The following is a 14,674-nucleotide window of genomic DNA, read 5'->3' on the forward strand; positions in this document are numbered from 1 at the left end:
ACAGCGGGTTACTGGCGCACGACGCGCTCGGCGATCCTGTCGCCTTCGGCCGCCAGGGCCAGTTGCTCGCGGAAGTGCGCCAGGGCCTCCTCGGCATCGACGCCGCGACCCGCCACGGCACTGGACCACTCGGCGATCAGCTCCTCGGTCACACCGCGCAGCCGCTCGATATCCGCTTCGGGCGCCTGGGTGAAGGTGGCACCACGCTCCTGACCGAACTCGACGCCACTCTCGTCGGAAACGTCCATCATGTAGCCGAACAGTCGCGACAGGTGTTCACCGGAGACGGCCTCGATCGCCTCGCGATCCTCGGGCGAGATCTGATCCCAGAACATCGGGTTCATGACGATGGCGAAGCTGCCGCGATAGAAGCCGCCATCGACGGTCAGGGTGTGCGGCGCCACTTCGGCCACACGGAAGCTGCGCAGGCTCTCCAGGGTCAACATGGCGCCGTCGACTACGCCCTGGGAGGCGGCTTCGTAGACGCCGGTGGGCGGCAGCGCCACGCCGGTCACGCGCATGGCATCGGCCAGCCCGCTCATCACCCCGCCACCCACCCGCAGGCGCTTGCCCGCCAGGTCGTCGATGGAGCCGACCTGATCGCGGGTGAAGATCTGCCCCGGCCCGTGCACGCCCATGGCCAGCACGTCGACGCCGCGATGCTCGTTGGCCTGAGCCAGATACGCCTGATGCGTATGCCAGTAGGCCGCGGCGGCGTCCTCGGAGGAGAAATCCTCGAAGGTGGGGAACTCAGGTAACTGAGTGGCCAGGAAGCGGCCGGCCATGTGGGCGTGGAAGATCCAGCTGGCATCGGCGATACCGTCGGCGACGATCTCCATCTGTGCCGCCGGCGGGCCCATGTCGTGCACCACTTCTACGGTCACGCGGCCCTCGGTGGCCTCCTCGATCCACGCCTTCCAGGTCGGCCAGACGATGGTGTTGACGCCGTGATTGGGGCCGCCCCAGGTACTGACGGTGATGGCGGTCTGGGCCAGTGCCGGCGTGCCGAGGCCAAGCCCGAGCGCCGCTACGGCGCCGATCATGAGGCGGTTGGTGGTTTTCATTGTGTGCTCCTGGATCGTCACGGGTGGCGTATTCGCGCCACGTGATGGCTGTGCATTGTTGTAATGGCTGCGTCACTGTCTTCGTCTGCATTCGCCGGTGACAGCGCGGCCTATGTTTTTCAGCCTCACCTTGCCGCTAGTTAATTTCCTGTGCAACTAATTTTGCAACAATTCGTTATTAGACTTAGGTCGCAAAAAAACGTTAAACCCATGATCCAAGGCAAATTCCGGCCATTCTCCCGCCGCTTGATTTAGGGATTGGTCCGTGATTTGCTGGACATATAGTTTCAAACAAAACTATGCTGAACGACATTCCGGCACCGCTGGTGGGCGGGACAAGGCCCACGTGACGACCCTGACGACCCTGGAGGAACCATGAGCAAGAAGTTCGCTTCCCACGCCGATACCGAAGAGAAGCAGGTCAGCTTCACCCAACTGGCCGAGGGCCTGTACGCCTATACCGCCGAGGGCGATCCCAACACCGGCGTGGTGATCGGCGACGACAGCGTGATGGTGATTGACACCCAGGCCACGCCGATCATGGCCCAGGACGTGATTCGCCGCATTCGCGAGGTCACCGACCTGCCGATCAAGCACGTGGTGATGAGCCACTACCACGCCGTACGCGTGCTCGGCGCCTCGGCCTACGGTGCCGAGAACATCTACGCCAGCCAGCACACCTACGACCTGATCGTCGAGCGTGGCCAGCAGGACTATGAATCCGAGGTCGGCCGCTTCCCGCGCCTGTTCAAGGGTGTGGACTCGGTGCCCGGCCTGACCTGGCCCAACATCGTGTTCCAACAGGAGCTCACGGTGTTCATGGGCAAGCGTGAGGTGCGCATCATCCATCTGGGCCGCGGCCACACCAAGGGCGACACCATCGTCTGGCTGCCCGAGGAGAAGGTGATGTTCTCCGGCGACCTGGTCGAGTACGGCGCCACCCCCTACACCGGCGACGCCTATCACGAGGACTGGCCCACCACCCTCGACCGCCTGCAGGCGATGGCCCCGCAGAAGCTGGTACCGGGGCGCGGCGAGGCGCTCACCACCCCCGAGCAGTGCCAGGAGGCGATCCAGGGCACCCGCGACTTCCTCGCCGACATGTACGAGAGCGTCAAGGCGGGCAAGGCGGCCGGCAAATCGCTCTCCGAGTGCTATGCCGAGACCTACGCCAAGCTCAAGCCCAAGTACGGCCACTGGGTGATCTTCGACCACTGCCTGCCCTTCGACATCACCCGCTGCTACGACGAGGCCGGCGGCGAATACCCCGATCCGCGCATCTGGACCGCCGAGCGCGACACCGCCATGTGGCACTCGCTGCAGGAAGTGGTCGAGAACCAGTAACGACAACGATACCCCGGGACGTCCCGGAACAGGCCTGCCGCCGGGACGCCACCCGGCGGCAGATGCCGAGGGGAGCACGATGCCAACGACCTACAACAATCCCGTCTATCCGTACCGGCGCCCACCGGAGCTCGACCGCACCGACGTGCGCCACTGTCCGGTGGTGATCGTCGGTGCCGGCCCCACTGGCCTGGCCATGGCCATCGACCTTGCCCAGCAGGGCATCGCCAGCGTGGTGCTCGACGACAACAATACCGTCAGCGTCGGCTCGCGGGCGATCTGCTTCGCCAAGCGCACTCTGGAGATCCTCGACCGCCTGGGCTGCGCCCAGCCGATGGTCGACAAGGGCGTGACCTGGCAGCGCGGCCGGGTGTTCTTCCAAGAACGCGAGGTCTACGACTTCGACCTGCTGCCGGAAGCCGGCCACCGCATGCCCGCCTTCATCAACCTGCAGCAGTACTACTTCGAGGAGTACCTTGTCGATCGTGCCGACGAGCTCAGCGAGCTGATCGACCTGCGCTGGCTGCACAAGGTCACCGCAGTGGACAGCCAGGCCGAGCGCAGCGAAGTCACAGTCGGCACCGAGGACGGCAACTATCGCCTCTCCTGCGACTACCTGCTGGTGGCCGACGGCGCCAACAGCAAGATTCGCGACATGCTGGGCCTGGAGAGCAAGGGTCAGGTGTTCCAGGATCGTTTTCTGATCGCCGACGTGATCATGAAGGCCGACTTCCCCACCGAGCGCTGGTTCTGGTTCGACCCGCCCTTCCACCCCAACCAGTCGGTGCTGCTGCATCGTCAGCCGGACAACGTGTGGCGCATCGACTTCCAGCTCGGCTGGGATGCCGACCCGGAAGAGGAGAAGAAAGAGGAGAACATCCGCCCGCGAGTGCAGGCGATGCTCGGCGCGGACGTGGAGTTCGAGCTGGAGTGGGCCAGTGTCTATACCTTCCGCTGCCGCAAGATGGACAGCTACATCCACCGGCGGGTGTTCTTCATGGGTGACGCTGCACATCAAGTCTCGCCCTTCGGCGCCCGCGGCGCCAACGGCGCGCTGCAGAGCACCGAGAACCTTGCCTGGAAGCTGGCCCGGGTGCTCAAGGGCCAGGCCCCCGCGGCGCTGCTCGCCACCTACGACGACGAGCGCCAGCACGGCGCCGCCGAGAACATCCTCAACTCGACGCGGGCCACCGACTTCATCACGCCCAAGAGTCGCGTCAGCCGACTGTTCCGTGACAGCGTGCTGGAACTGGCCGAGCACTATCCCTTCGCTCGGCGCCTGGTCAACAGCGGCCGCCTCTCCATGCCGTGCCGCTACGACGACTCACCGCTCAATGGCCACGAGACCGAGGGCCTGCCGCTCGAGCTGCGTCCCGGTAGCCCGGCCAAGGACGCGCCGATCGGCCTGGCCGGCCGCCGCGCCTGGCTGCTCAACCAGCTCGGCGATCGTTTCACGCTGCTGCTCGACGGCCGCGTCGACAGCGCCCGGGCCGAAGCCCTCAGGACCGAACTCGTCCCGCTGCTCGAGCACCGCGACGACCTGGATCTGCTGATCGTCGGCCCGGCGCCACACGCCCTGACCGAGCTGCCGCGCAGCCGCCAGGTCGAGGACGTGGAAAACCTGATCGGCGAGCGCTACGGCCTCGACGCCGGCATCGCCTACCTGATCCGCCCCGACCAGCACGTCACCGCCCGCTGGCACGCCGTCACGGCCGCCGCGGTCGGCGAGGCGATGGACCGCGCCCTGGGCGCCTATCTCGCTCCTTCCACCGTTCAGGGAGGCACCCATGCCACGGCTTGAGCTCAACCCCAACTTCACCGACCCGGACGCCTTCTATGCCGCGCTGACCGAGCTGCATCGCGAGCGTAGCGAGGCCGAGAGCGAGCGCATCAATGCCCGGCTGATCCTGCTGATGGCCAACCACATCGGCGACCAGCAGGTGCTCGAGGAGGCGCTGGCCATCGCCGGCCAGGCCACACACGACACAGCCAAGCGAACGGCTTGAGTACGCAAGAGATTCGACAGGACGTTGAAACAGAGGACCCCCGACATGACGACCCAGACGCTCGAGTACCAGAGCGGTTTCCGCAACCACTTCGCCAGCGAGGCGCTGCCCGGCGCCCTGCCGGCCGGGCAGAACTCGCCGCAGAAGTGCGCCTACGGCCTCTACGCCGAACAGCTCACCGGCTCGGCCTTCACCGCGCCGCGCCACGCCAACCTGCGCAGCTGGCTCTACCGCATCCGCCCCTCGGTGGTGCAGAGCGCCTATACGCCGCTGGAGAACGGCCGGGTAGCCACCTCGCCGCTGGCCAAGCCCGCCGCCGACCCCAACCAGATGCGCTGGGACCCGCTGCCGATTCCCGCCGAGCCCACCGACTTCGTCGACGGCCTGCTGACGATCGCCGTCAACGGCGATGCCGGCACCCAGGCCGGCTGCGGCGTGCACGTCTATGCCTTCAACCGCGACATGACCGAGCGCTTCTTCTACGACGCCGACGGTGAGCTGTTGATCGTGCCGCAGCAGGGCACCCTGCGCCTGCGTACCGAACTCGGCGAGCTCGAGGTCAAGGGCGGCGAGATCGCGGTGGTTCCCCGCGGCATGAAGTTCCAGGTGCGCCTGGCCCGAGGCAGCGACGCCGCCCGCGGCTACGTCTGCGAGAACTACGGCAGCCCGCTGGAGCTGCCCGGCCTCGGCCCCATCGGCGCCAACGGCCTGGCCAACCCCCGCGACTTCGAGAGCCCGGTGGCCGCCTTCGAGGACATCGAGGGCGACTTCGAACTGGTGGCCAAGTTCTCCGGCCGCTTCTGGGTGACCAAGCTTGGCCATTCGCCGCTCGACGTGGTGGCCTGGCACGGCAACTACGCCCCCTACAAGTACGACCTGGCCAAGTTCAACACCATCAACACGGTGAGCTTCGATCACCCCGACCCCTCGATCTTCACCGTGCTGACCTCGCCCTCCGACACCCCGGGCATGGCCAACATCGACTTCGTGATCTTCCCACCGCGCTGGATGGTGGCCGAGAACACCTTCCGCCCGCCCTACTTCCATCGCAACCTGATGAGCGAGTTCATGGGACTGATCCACGGCGAGTACGACGCCAAGGCCGAGGGCTTCCTGCCCGGCGGCGCCAGCCTGCACAACTGCATGTCGCCCCACGGTCCCGATGCCGAGACCTTCGAGAAGGCCTCGAATGCGGAGCTGACACCGCAGCGCCTGGATGCGACCCTGGCCTTCATGTTCGAGAGCCGCTACGTCTACCACCCGACCGAAGCAGCGCTGAACGCGGACATCCGCCAGCGCGACTACGTCGACGTATGGTCGACGCTGCGCTCGCACTTCGATCCCAGGCAGCCTTAGAAGGCCGAGAGACGAAACGCTGAACCGGACGGGGCCGACGAGCCCCGCCCCTGACAAAAGGATTGAGCCAAGATGAAACTCGCCACTTTGAAAAACGGCCGCGACGGCGAACTGCTGGTGGTCTCCCGCGACCTCACCCGCGCCGTTTCCGCCACCGACATCGCCGCCACCCTGCAGCAGGCCATCGAGAACTGGGACGCGGTGAGCTCGAAGCTGGAAGCACGCTACGCCGAGCTCAACGACGGCAGCGCCGAGGGCGCCTTCACCCTGGACCAGAGCAAGCTGCACTCGCCGCTGCCGCGCAGCTACCACTGGGCCGACGGCTCCGCCTACCTCAACCACGTCAAGCTGGTACGCCAGGCGCGCAACGCCGAGATGCCGGAAACGTTCTGGACCGATCCGCTGATGTATCAGGGCGGCGGCGACAAGTTCCTCGCCCCCACCGAGGAGATCGAGGCGGTCAGCGAGGAGCACGGTATCGACTTCGAGGGCGAGATCGCGGTGATCACCGACGACGTGCCCATGGGCGTCACCCCGGAACAGGCCGCCGGCCACATCAAGCTGATCATGCTGGTCAACGACGTCAGCCTGCGCGGGCTGATCCCCGGCGAGCTGGCCAAGGGCTTCGGCTTCTTCCAGGCCAAGCCGGCCTCGAGCTTCTCACCGATCTGCGTCACCCCCGACGAGCTGGGCGACGCCTGGCGGGATGGTCGCGTTCACCTGCCGCTGACGGTGCACCTCAACGGCGAGAAGTTCGGCGAGCCCGAGGCCGGCCCGGACATGATCTTCGGCTTCCCCGAGCTGGTCGCCCACGCGGCCAAGACCCGCTATCTGGGCGCCGGCGCCATCATCGGCTCGGGAACCGTCTCCAACCCCGATCCTGACGGCGGCCCCGGCAAGCCGGTCGCCGACGGCGGTGTGGGTTATAGTTGCCTGGCCGAGGTGCGCATGGTGGAGCAGATCCTGCACGGCGCGGCCAAGACACCCTTCATGCGCTTCGGCGATCGGGTGCGCATCGAGATGTTCGACCGTGATGGCAACAACATCTTCGGCACCATCGACCAGCAGGTAGTGGCCTACCGGCCCAAGTAAACCGGCCCAAGTGACGCGACACAAGGAGCCAAGCATGACCACGCTGTACGGCTATTTCCGCTCGTCGGCGGCCTTTCGGGTGCGCATTGCGCTCAATCTCAAGGGGCTGGCGTACGAGCAGGTGCCGGTCAATCTGGTCAAGGGCGAGCAGCGGGACGAGGACAACCTCGCCCGCAACCCCCAGGGACTGGTGCCGACACTCGAGACAGATGACGGCATGCAGCTTAGCCAGTCGCTGGCGATCTGCGAGTACTTGAACGAACGGTACCCGGAGCCGGCCCTGCTGCCGGCCGACCCCGCGGGCCGCGCCCGGGTGCGCTCGCTGGCCCAGCTGGTGGCCTGCGAGATCCACCCGCTCAACAACCTCAAGGTACTCAAGTACCTGGTGCACGAGCTGAAGCTGGACGAAGCGGCCAAGCTGGCCTGGTACCGCCACTGGATCGCCGAGGGTTTCACCGCGCTGGAAGCGAGGCTGGCGGGCGAGGCCGCCACCGGCGCGTTCTGCCACGGCGACAGCCCAAGCCTGGCGGATCTCTGCCTGGTGCCGCAGGTGTTCAACGCCGAGCGCTTCGAGTGCGACCTCTCGGCGTATCCGACGATCCGCCGCATCGCCGAGCGCTGTCGCGCGATGGAAGCCTTCGCCAAGGCCGCTCCGGGGGCGCAGCCGGACGCAGGTTGAGCAACGCCGCACTAATTAGGCTATATTAAGCAAGCTAACGACTGGCGGGCGCCGCCCCTCCCTGTTCCAGCCTGGAGCGGGAGAAGCGGCGCCCGTCGGTCGTTGTCTTTCGCCCCCGAGCGCCCTTCGAGACGCCCTTCGAGAATGAGGTCGATGTGCTGAGGCTGAAGTCCCCTGCCACGGTGATCACCCTGGCGGCCCTGACCGCGCTGGGCCCGCTGGCCACCGACATGTATCTGCCGGCCATGCCGGCCATGGCCGCGGCGCTCGATACCGGCCCCGATCAGGTGCAGCTGACGTTGAGCCTGTACATGGCCGGCTTCGCCGCCGCCCAGCTGTTCTGCGGCCCCTTTTCCGATCGCTTCGGGCGCAAGCCGGTGATGATCTTCGGCTTCAGCCTGTTCCTGGTCGCGAGCCTGCTGTGCGCCTTCGCGCCAAGCATCGAGTGGCTGCTGGCCGGGCGCTTCCTGCAGGCGCTGGGCGGCGCCACCGGGCCGGTGCTGGGGCGTGCCGCGGTACGCGACATCTACGGCCCCCTCGAGGCCGGGCGCATCCTCTCGTACATGGCCAGCACCATGTCGCTGGCCCCGGCGGTAGCACCCCTCGTCGGCGCCGGGCTGCTGCTGGTCTGGGGCTGGGAGTCGGTGTTCGTGCTGCTGGCGCTCTACGCTGCGGCGATGCTGCCGCTGCTGATCCTGGCACTGCCGGAGCCGCTGCCGCCGGAGCGGCGCCAGTCGATCCATCCCAAGGTCATCGTGGCCAATTTCCGCATGCTGCTCGGCCAACGCACCTTCATGGGCTATACCCTGACCAACGCGGCGGCGTTCTCGGGGCTGTTTGCTTACCTCTCGGGTTCGTCGTTCGTGCTGATCGACTTCCTCGGCGTCTCGCCTTTCCAGTACGGCCTGTTCTTCACCCTGATCGTGGCCGGCTTCTTCGTTGGCACCCTGCTCAGCGGCCGCTATAGCCACCGGCTGGGCCGCGAACGCCTGGTCGGCCTGGGTAGCCTGACCTGCGCGCTGGGCGGCAGCGTCATGCTGATGCTGGCGCTCTCGGGGATGTACTCCGCCTGGGCCGTGGTCGGCCCGCACGTGCTGTTCATGGTCGGCATGGGCGTGCTGATGCCGCAGTCGATGACCGGCGCCCTGGCGCCCAACCCCCACTGCGCCGGCTCGGCCTCGTCGCTGTTCGGCTTTCTGCAGATGAGCATCGCCGCCTTGATCGGCAGTGCCGTGGCCCAGTTGCACGACGGTACCTCACGCACTATGGCCATCGTGGTGGCCCTGGGCGGCCTGATGGCCGTGGTCAGTTTCCTGGGGCTGGTGCGGCCCGCCGAGCGGGCCATGAGGGTGGAGCAGGCCGAAGGGGGCAAGCCGTGACTGCGGCGTCACCTCCCAGCCGTCTCGTCATCTTGCTGCTGGCGCTGGCGGGTTTTGCCAGCATGGCCTCGATGCGGGTCACCGACGCCATGCTGCCGGCGCTGTCCCAGGCCTTCGCCCGACCGGTGGCCGACGTGGCGCAGAACATCACCCTGTTCGCCATCGCCTACGGCCTCATGCAGCTCGCCTATGGCCCGCTGGGCGACCGCCACGGCACTCTGCGGGTGATCGGCCTGGCCACCGTGGCCTGTGCCGTGGGTGCGCTGGGTTCGGCGCTCTCCGAGTCGCTCTCGATGCTGCTGCTGTTCCGCACCCTTAACGGCGCCACCGCCGCTGCCATCATCCCGCTCTCCATGGCCTGGGTGGGCGACAACGTACCTTACGAACAGCGCCAGGTGACCCTGGCGCACATGCTCTCCGGCGCCGTGCTGGGGCTGATCTCGGGGCAAGTGGCAGGCGGTTTCCTGGCCGATACGCTGGGCTGGCAGGCGGCCTTCATGCTGCTCACGCTGCTGTTCCTCGGCGCCGGCGGGCTGTTGCTCACGACCCTGCACCGCCAGCCGCAGCTGTCGCCTCCCAAGGCCGACCAGGGTCGCATCGCCTTCTTCGCGCGCATCCGCGAGGTGCTGCTGATTTCCCGTGCCCGACGCATCCTGGCGCTGGTGTTCCTGGAAGGAATCGCCGCCTTCGGCGCGCTGGCCTTCGTTGCCAGCCATCTCTATACCCGGCTGGAGGTTTCGCTGACCCAGGCCGGGCTGATGGTGGCGCTGTTCGGCGTGGGCGGGCTGATCTTCGCCGCCCTGGCGCGGCCGCTGGTCGCCCGCCTGGGCGAGCCGGGCCTGGCCGCGGGCGGCGGCGTGCTGATGGGGCTCGGCTTCGTCGGGCTGGCGCTGGCGCCGCTGCCGGCCGTGGCCACCGCCAGCGCCTTCGCCGCCGGGCTGGGTTTCTACATGATGCACAGCACGCTTCAGATCAACGCCACCCAGATGGCGCCTGCCATGCGCGGCACCGCCATGGCAGTGTTCGCCGGCTGCCTGTTCCTCGGCCAGTCGGTAGGCGTCAGCCTCGGCGGGCTGATACTGCGCCTGGCCGACAGCCTGTGGCTGCTGGCTGGCGCTGGCGTGTGGCTGCTCGCGCTGGGGCTCATCTTCGCCTGGCTGCTGCGCCAGTGGCACGGCGAGCGGGCCACCGCTGCCGTGACCTCATAGCCCGCCGCTCATCGAGTCGCTGCGAAACCGGCCACCCAACGCATGGCCTCTTCCAGCTCGCCGTGATGGAAAACGCGCATCTCGGTACGCGGGAACAGCTTGCCTGCCAGATTGGTCGTTGTCTCGATCCAACGCTTGTCGGCGATCACCGCGGCGCGCTTGAAGCGGTGGTACTCGCCCAGCTTGCTGATGGCATAGGAGAGATCGCGCAGCAGCGCGCCGGGGGTCATGTGGTCGAACTCGGTCATGTCGGCCAGCACGCCGATCTGTTCATTGTGCTCGAGCTTCGACTCGATGGCAGGGATCAACACGTCGTAGTCCGCGCTGTGCAGCGTGCCCGATATGCGGAACGCGGCGACGTATTCGGGAGCGGGCAGTATCTCGATCATGGCGGGCTCCTCCTTGGCTTGGCCTTGCCCTTTTAGGGTAGCCGCCACCGGCTGCGGTTCCCTCCCCCACACCAGTCAGCGCCAAAAGGGCTTGCGTACCTCGCGCTCGACCGCGGCCCGGTCGAGGCCGATGTCGGCCAGCAGGTGATCGTCGAGGTGGCGCAGGTCGTATCGAGTCCGGTGGCGCTGCTGCCGGTTCCTGAGCCAGCGAGACAGATGAAGAAAGCGTTCGATCAACATGGCGGCATCTCCTGTCGGTGGTTCTGACAGGCTATGGCCGAGCAAAAATCCAATACAGATTCAACATTAAAATAGTTTTGCAGTACAGATAGGGCTATTCTGACTCTGTATCGCCCTTTCCAGTGTCTTCTGTACCGAAAGAGGGCAAGGCTTGGTGAATCTGTCATGAAACGTTACGATCAGGTAGCGCAGACCCTGACCCAGCGCATCGAGCAGGGCCAGTACCGCGTCGGCGATCGACTGCCCTCGGTGCGTACGCTGTGCGGCGAGCTGGGGGTCAGCGTCTCCACCGTGCAGGAGGCCTACCGCCGCCTCGAGGAGGCCGGCCTGGCGGAAGCGCGCCCGCGCTCGGGCTACTATGTGCTGCCCCGAGCGACCCCGAGCCTGCTGCCGAAGGTGTCGCGCCCCGCCCAACGCCCCCTCGACGTTTCCCAGTGGGACCAGGTGCTGGAGCTGGTGGCCCGCTCCCCCGATGAGGACCGCCTGCTGATGCTGGGGCGCGGCATTCCCGATCTCGCTGCCGCCAGCCTGCGCCCTTTGCAGCGTCAGTTGGGGACGCTGCACCGCCACGTGGCGACCCACGGGCTCAACTACGACAGCCTGCAGGGCAGCCTCGCGCTGCGCCGTCAGGTCGTGCGGCTGGCCGCCAAGTCGGGCTGCCTGCTGCACCCCGATGATGTGCTGATCACCACCGGCTGCCAGGAAGCGCTCTCGCTGGCCCTGCGCACCCTGACCGAACCCGGCGACGTGGTGGCGGTGGACTCGCCGAGTTTCTACGGCACCATGCAGATCCTCAAGGCGCAGAAACTCAAGGCGCTGGAGATTCCCACCGACCCGCGGACGGGCATCAGCCTGGAGGCGCTGGAACTGGCGCTCGAGCAGTGGCCGATCAAGGCCATCCAGATCACGCCCACCTGCAACAATCCGCTCGGCTATACCATGCCCGAGGCGCGCAAGCGTGCCCTGGTCGCCCTGGCCCAGCGCTTCGACGTGGCCATCGTCGAGGACGACATCTACGGCGACCTCTCCTTCGAGGCGCCACGGCCGCGCACGCTCAAGAGCTTCGACGACGACGGCCGGGTCCTGCTGTGCAGTGCCTTCTCCAAGACGCTGGTGCCGGGGCTGCGGGTCGGCTGGATGGCGCCGGGACGCTATCGCGACCAGGCCCTGCACATGAAGTACGTCTCCACCGGTGCCTCGGCCACGCTGCCGCAGCTCGCCGTGGCCGAGTTCGTCCAGCACGGCCATTACGAGCGCCACCTGCGTGAGATGCTGCGCCAGTACCGCCGCCACCGCGACATCATGATCGACTGGGTCACGCGCTACTTTCCGGTGGGTACCGGGGTCAGCTTCCCTCAGGGCGGTTTCCTGTTGTGGCTGGAGCTGCCGGCGGACATCGACTGCGTGCGCCTCAAGGAGCAGCTGGCGAGCGAGGGCCTGCACATCACCCCGGGCTCGCTGTTCTCCGCCTCGGGGAAGTTTCGCCACTGCTTGCGGCTGAACTATGCCGCGGCAATGACACCCAACGTCGAGGCCGGCATCAAGCGTGTCGGTGAAGCGGTGGCGGCGCTATTGGTGACAGAGGCATCGGCCTGACCACGATCGCCCATAAATGACTCAACCGTCCGGCGAACGCGAGCCCAAGCTGACGAACGTTTCAGCGTTGGGGCAAAAGCTGGTGCACTCTTCCAACGAGGCGTCATGGCGCAGCGCCAGCCAGCACCCCGCTACCCTGGGGCAGGCGCTGCAGACGGTGCGCAGGGAATGAATGGCCGGGTCGCGGCCGCAGGCGACGGGATCGAGGCCGAAGCGTCGCATCATCACCGGCAACAGGGTTTCCGCTGGAGCGAAGCCTTCCAGCTCCCTGCCGGCCAGACAGCGGGCAATGGCTTGTTCCAGCGAGGGGCTCATGGGGTGTGCCAGATCATGGATCAGCGCGCTCAGCGTCTTCGGCTTGCAGCAGCGCAGCTCGAGCAGGGCACGCTCGCCTTCGAGATAGTGGTGCAGCTGCGCCTCTCCACCTGGGGGTGGCGGGCGCTTTTGCGAAGGTCGAGGTTTACTCATCGAGGCGCTCCTCTATGACAATTCTTACCGTAGCGCCTCTACCGAATCTCGCCTTGACCCCGCTCAATCTATGATCAATGAAGTGAGCCCTTGCTTACTCCCTGGCACTTCCACGACAGCCGGATGCTCCACCTAGGTGGAGCTATGCCAGCCCCTCACGCCGTTTCGGCCAGCCGCTCGAAGGCTGCCGCATTGGGGCAGAAGGCGCGGCACTCGTCGACCCCGGCGTCGCGGCGCATGGCGCCCCAGCAGTAGCCGGCCACCGGGCAGGCGTTGCAGTTGCCGCGCAGGCTGGGGTAGCTGACGTGGCTCTCGATGCTGGCCTGCTCGAGGCCGAAACGCTGCAGCATGGCCGGCATCAGGGTATCGGCGGGCACGAAGGCGCGGTAGCCGCCGCGGTCGAGATGTCTGGCGACTTCACGCTCGAAGGCGGGCTCCAGAGGGGTGTTCAGATCCTGCAGCATTTCGCTGTAGACGCCGGGCGATTCCGCCTCGATCTCGCGGACCAGGCGCCGCGTGGAAGCGCGATAGCTGCCTTCGCAGAGGCGGTTCCACCAGGAGGTTTGCGGTGTCTTGCTCATGATGCTTCTCCCCAAGGGTACGTTTGCCTCAGTATCGGCCCTCGCCCTTCTGGCAGCATTGACCGGGATCAAAATAGTTTCATTTGGAACTTAGAGCGAACATCCCATAACGCAGCGAGCGCGGCCGGGGGCCGCGCTCGCAGAATGAAGAGTGGCGTGAGCTCAGGCTTCGGGGTCGATCACCTTGTCGGCGGAGAGCCCCTCTTCTCCCTGAGCGGCATCGAGCTGCTCGAAGAAGTAGGCATGGGCGGCCTGGCCATCGATGCCCTTGGCGCCGGCCGCTTCCATCCACTCGCCGGGCAGCTCGGCGGCCATCTGCTGGAAGCGCTCGATCTCCTCGGCGGGCAGCTCGACGAAGGTGTTGCCGCGCTGCTCGGCGAACTCGATGCCGCGCACGTCGACCACGTCCATCATGTAGCCGAACAGGCGTGAGAGCTTCTCGCCGGAGACGCTCTCGATCGCCTCACGGTCTTCTTCGGAGAGCGAGGCCCAGGTGTCGGGGTTCATCACCAGCGAGAAGCTGCCGCGATAGAAGCCGCCCGGCATCTGTACCGTGTAGGGCAGCACCTCGGCCAGGCGGAAGCTCCTGAGGCCCTCGAGCGTGAGCATGGCACCGTCGATCACGCCCTGGGTGGCCGCCTCGTAGGTGCTGGCCGGGGGCAGCGCCACGCCCGTCAGCGCCAGCGCACTGGAGATATCGCCCATCACCCCGCCGCCGATGCGCACCCGCTTGCCACGCAGATCGTCGAGGCTGTCGATGGACTGGTTGAGGAACAGCGAGCCCGGGCCGTGCACGCCCACGCCGATCACTTCGACCCCGCGATGCTCACCGGCGTCGGCGAAGTACTCGTTGTGAGTGCGCCAGTAGGCCACCGAGGCGGCTTCCGAGGAGAAGTCCTCGAAGGTGGGCAGCTCGGGCAGCTTGGTCAGCTCGAAGCGTCCCGGCATCAAGCCGTGAAACAGCCAGGTGACGTCGGCCACGCCATCGGCGATCAGCTCCATCTGGGCGTTGGGCGGGCCCATGTCGTGTACCACGTTGACGCTCACACGCCCTTCGGTGGCCTCCTCGACCCAACTGGCCCAGGTCGGCCAGACGATGGTGTTGACCCCGTGGTTGGGGCCCGCCCAGGTGCTCACCGTGAGTTCGGTGGCCGCGGCGCTGTGAAAGGCCCCCAGGGAGAGCGCGGTAAGCGTGGTCAGTGTCGCGAGCTTGTGCATTTTCATTGTCGTTCCTCGTGAGTCCCGGTTGTCAGGGTTGGCGTAGGTTGTGCG

Annotated in this window: 15 protein-coding genes; 9 read left to right on the top strand and 6 right to left on the bottom strand. The window is 66.8% G+C overall.

Annotated features, from left to right (window positions below):
* Nucleotides 1-8 precede the first annotated feature (8 nt).
* Complete coding sequence (locus HOP53_RS18045) at nt 9-1,064, bottom strand: TRAP transporter substrate-binding protein (protein ID WP_234271289.1); 1,056 nt, start codon at nt 1,062-1,064, stop codon at nt 9-11.
* Nucleotides 1,065-1,439: 375 nt separating this feature from the next.
* Here HOP53_RS18045 and HOP53_RS18050 point away from each other — a divergent pair, with 375 nt between their 5' ends.
* The 8 genes from HOP53_RS18050 to HOP53_RS18085 all read left to right on the top strand — a co-directional run bounded on the left by HOP53_RS18050 (nt 1,440) and on the right by HOP53_RS18085 (nt 10,128).
* Nucleotides 1,440-2,408 (top strand): MBL fold metallo-hydrolase, encoded by a 969-nt coding sequence (locus tag HOP53_RS18050; protein ID WP_234271290.1) that lies wholly within the window; start codon nt 1,440-1,442, stop codon nt 2,406-2,408.
* 79 nt (nt 2,409-2,487) lie between these two features.
* Complete coding sequence (locus tag HOP53_RS18055; protein ID WP_234271291.1) at nt 2,488-4,209, top strand: FAD-dependent oxidoreductase; 1,722 nt, start codon at nt 2,488-2,490, stop codon at nt 4,207-4,209.
* Entirely contained in the window at nt 4,196-4,414 is a 219-nt protein-coding gene (locus tag HOP53_RS18060) for a DUF2783 domain-containing protein (RefSeq protein ID WP_234271292.1), read from the top strand. Before HOP53_RS18055 ends, HOP53_RS18060 begins: the two co-directional genes overlap by 14 nt.
* A 45-nt stretch (nt 4,415-4,459) precedes the next feature.
* Nucleotides 4,460-5,770 carry a homogentisate 1,2-dioxygenase gene (hmgA, locus tag HOP53_RS18065; RefSeq protein WP_234271293.1) on the top strand — a complete coding sequence of 437 codons (1,311 nt, stop codon included), beginning with the start codon at nt 4,460-4,462 and terminating at the stop codon, nt 5,768-5,770.
* A gap of 72 nt (nt 5,771-5,842) precedes the next feature.
* Nucleotides 5,843-6,862, top strand: coding sequence for a fumarylacetoacetate hydrolase family protein (locus tag HOP53_RS18070; protein WP_234271294.1), 1,020 nt, complete (start codon nt 5,843-5,845; stop codon nt 6,860-6,862).
* A 34-nt stretch (nt 6,863-6,896) separates the two neighbouring features.
* Nucleotides 6,897-7,541, top strand: coding sequence for a maleylacetoacetate isomerase (gene maiA, locus HOP53_RS18075; RefSeq protein ID WP_234271295.1), 645 nt, complete (start codon nt 6,897-6,899; stop codon nt 7,539-7,541).
* Between the two features lie 155 nt (nt 7,542-7,696).
* On the top strand, nt 7,697-8,920 hold the full coding sequence (locus HOP53_RS18080; protein ID WP_234271296.1) for a multidrug effflux MFS transporter: 1,224 nt from the start codon (nt 7,697-7,699) through the stop codon (nt 8,918-8,920).
* Entirely contained in the window at nt 8,917-10,128 is a 1,212-nt protein-coding gene (locus HOP53_RS18085; RefSeq protein ID WP_234271297.1) for an MFS transporter, read from the top strand. The genes HOP53_RS18080 and HOP53_RS18085 overlap by 4 nt, the downstream gene beginning before the upstream one ends.
* 8 nt (nt 10,129-10,136) lie before the next feature.
* On the opposite strand, the gene HOP53_RS18090 is transcribed toward HOP53_RS18085, so the two are convergent.
* Both HOP53_RS18090 and HOP53_RS18095 read right to left on the bottom strand, forming a co-directional pair.
* On the bottom strand, nt 10,137-10,517 hold the full coding sequence (locus tag HOP53_RS18090; protein ID WP_234271298.1) for a SpoIIAA family protein: 381 nt from the start codon (nt 10,515-10,517) through the stop codon (nt 10,137-10,139).
* 75 nt (nt 10,518-10,592) lie between these two features.
* Nucleotides 10,593-10,757: a DUF1127 domain-containing protein gene (locus tag HOP53_RS18095; protein ID WP_234271299.1), complete on the bottom strand. Its 165-nt coding sequence runs from the start codon at nt 10,755-10,757 to the stop codon at nt 10,593-10,595.
* 165 nt (nt 10,758-10,922) lie between these two features.
* Between HOP53_RS18095 and HOP53_RS18100 the strand changes: the two genes are divergently transcribed.
* Nucleotides 10,923-12,353, top strand: coding sequence for an aminotransferase-like domain-containing protein (locus HOP53_RS18100; protein WP_234271300.1), 1,431 nt, complete (start codon nt 10,923-10,925; stop codon nt 12,351-12,353).
* Nucleotides 12,354-12,374: 21 nt separating this feature from the next.
* Here HOP53_RS18100 and HOP53_RS18105 read toward each other — a convergent pair whose 3' ends face one another.
* The 3 genes from HOP53_RS18105 to HOP53_RS18115 all read right to left on the bottom strand — a co-directional run bounded on the left by HOP53_RS18105 (nt 12,375) and on the right by HOP53_RS18115 (nt 14,620).
* Nucleotides 12,375-12,821, bottom strand: coding sequence for a hypothetical protein (locus tag HOP53_RS18105; protein ID WP_234271301.1), 447 nt, complete (start codon nt 12,819-12,821; stop codon nt 12,375-12,377).
* A gap of 155 nt (nt 12,822-12,976) precedes the next feature.
* The gene (locus HOP53_RS18110) at nt 12,977-13,402 is read right to left on the bottom strand and encodes a hypothetical protein (RefSeq protein WP_234271302.1); all 426 of its coding nucleotides are present in this window, start codon (nt 13,400-13,402) and stop codon (nt 12,977-12,979) included.
* A 162-nt stretch (nt 13,403-13,564) separates the two neighbouring features.
* Nucleotides 13,565-14,620, bottom strand: a complete 1,056-nt coding sequence (locus HOP53_RS18115) for a TRAP transporter substrate-binding protein (RefSeq protein ID WP_234271584.1) — start codon at nt 14,618-14,620, stop codon at nt 13,565-13,567.
* Nucleotides 14,621-14,674: the final 54 nt, after the last annotated feature.

Source organism: Billgrantia ethanolica, assembly GCF_021404305.1.
Lineage (GTDB): Bacteria > Pseudomonadota > Gammaproteobacteria > Pseudomonadales > Halomonadaceae > Halomonas > Halomonas ethanolica.

Bases quoted from the DNA above. Each gene is read 5' to 3' on its own strand.
- HOP53_RS18045 (WP_234271289.1), bottom strand. From the start codon at position 1,064: ATGAAAACCACCAACCGCCTCATGATCGGCGCCGTAGCGGCGCTCGGG.
- HOP53_RS18050 (WP_234271290.1), top strand. From the start codon at position 1,440: ATGAGCAAGAAGTTCGCTTCCCACGCCGATACCGAAGAGAAGCAGGTC.
- HOP53_RS18055 (WP_234271291.1), top strand. From the start codon at position 2,488: ATGCCAACGACCTACAACAATCCCGTCTATCCGTACCGGCGCCCACCG.
- HOP53_RS18060 (WP_234271292.1), top strand. From the start codon at position 4,196: ATGCCACGGCTTGAGCTCAACCCCAACTTCACCGACCCGGACGCCTTC.
- hmgA (WP_234271293.1), top strand. From the start codon at position 4,460: ATGACGACCCAGACGCTCGAGTACCAGAGCGGTTTCCGCAACCACTTC.
- HOP53_RS18070 (WP_234271294.1), top strand. From the start codon at position 5,843: ATGAAACTCGCCACTTTGAAAAACGGCCGCGACGGCGAACTGCTGGTG.
- maiA (WP_234271295.1), top strand. From the start codon at position 6,897: ATGACCACGCTGTACGGCTATTTCCGCTCGTCGGCGGCCTTTCGGGTG.
- HOP53_RS18090 (WP_234271298.1), bottom strand. From the start codon at position 10,517: ATGATCGAGATACTGCCCGCTCCCGAATACGTCGCCGCGTTCCGCATA.
- HOP53_RS18095 (WP_234271299.1), bottom strand. From the start codon at position 10,757: ATGTTGATCGAACGCTTTCTTCATCTGTCTCGCTGGCTCAGGAACCGG.
- HOP53_RS18100 (WP_234271300.1), top strand. From the start codon at position 10,923: ATGAAACGTTACGATCAGGTAGCGCAGACCCTGACCCAGCGCATCGAG.
- HOP53_RS18105 (WP_234271301.1), bottom strand. From the start codon at position 12,821: ATGAGTAAACCTCGACCTTCGCAAAAGCGCCCGCCACCCCCAGGTGGA.
- HOP53_RS18110 (WP_234271302.1), bottom strand. From the start codon at position 13,402: ATGAGCAAGACACCGCAAACCTCCTGGTGGAACCGCCTCTGCGAAGGC.
- HOP53_RS18115 (WP_234271584.1), bottom strand. From the start codon at position 14,620: ATGCACAAGCTCGCGACACTGACCACGCTTACCGCGCTCTCCCTGGGG.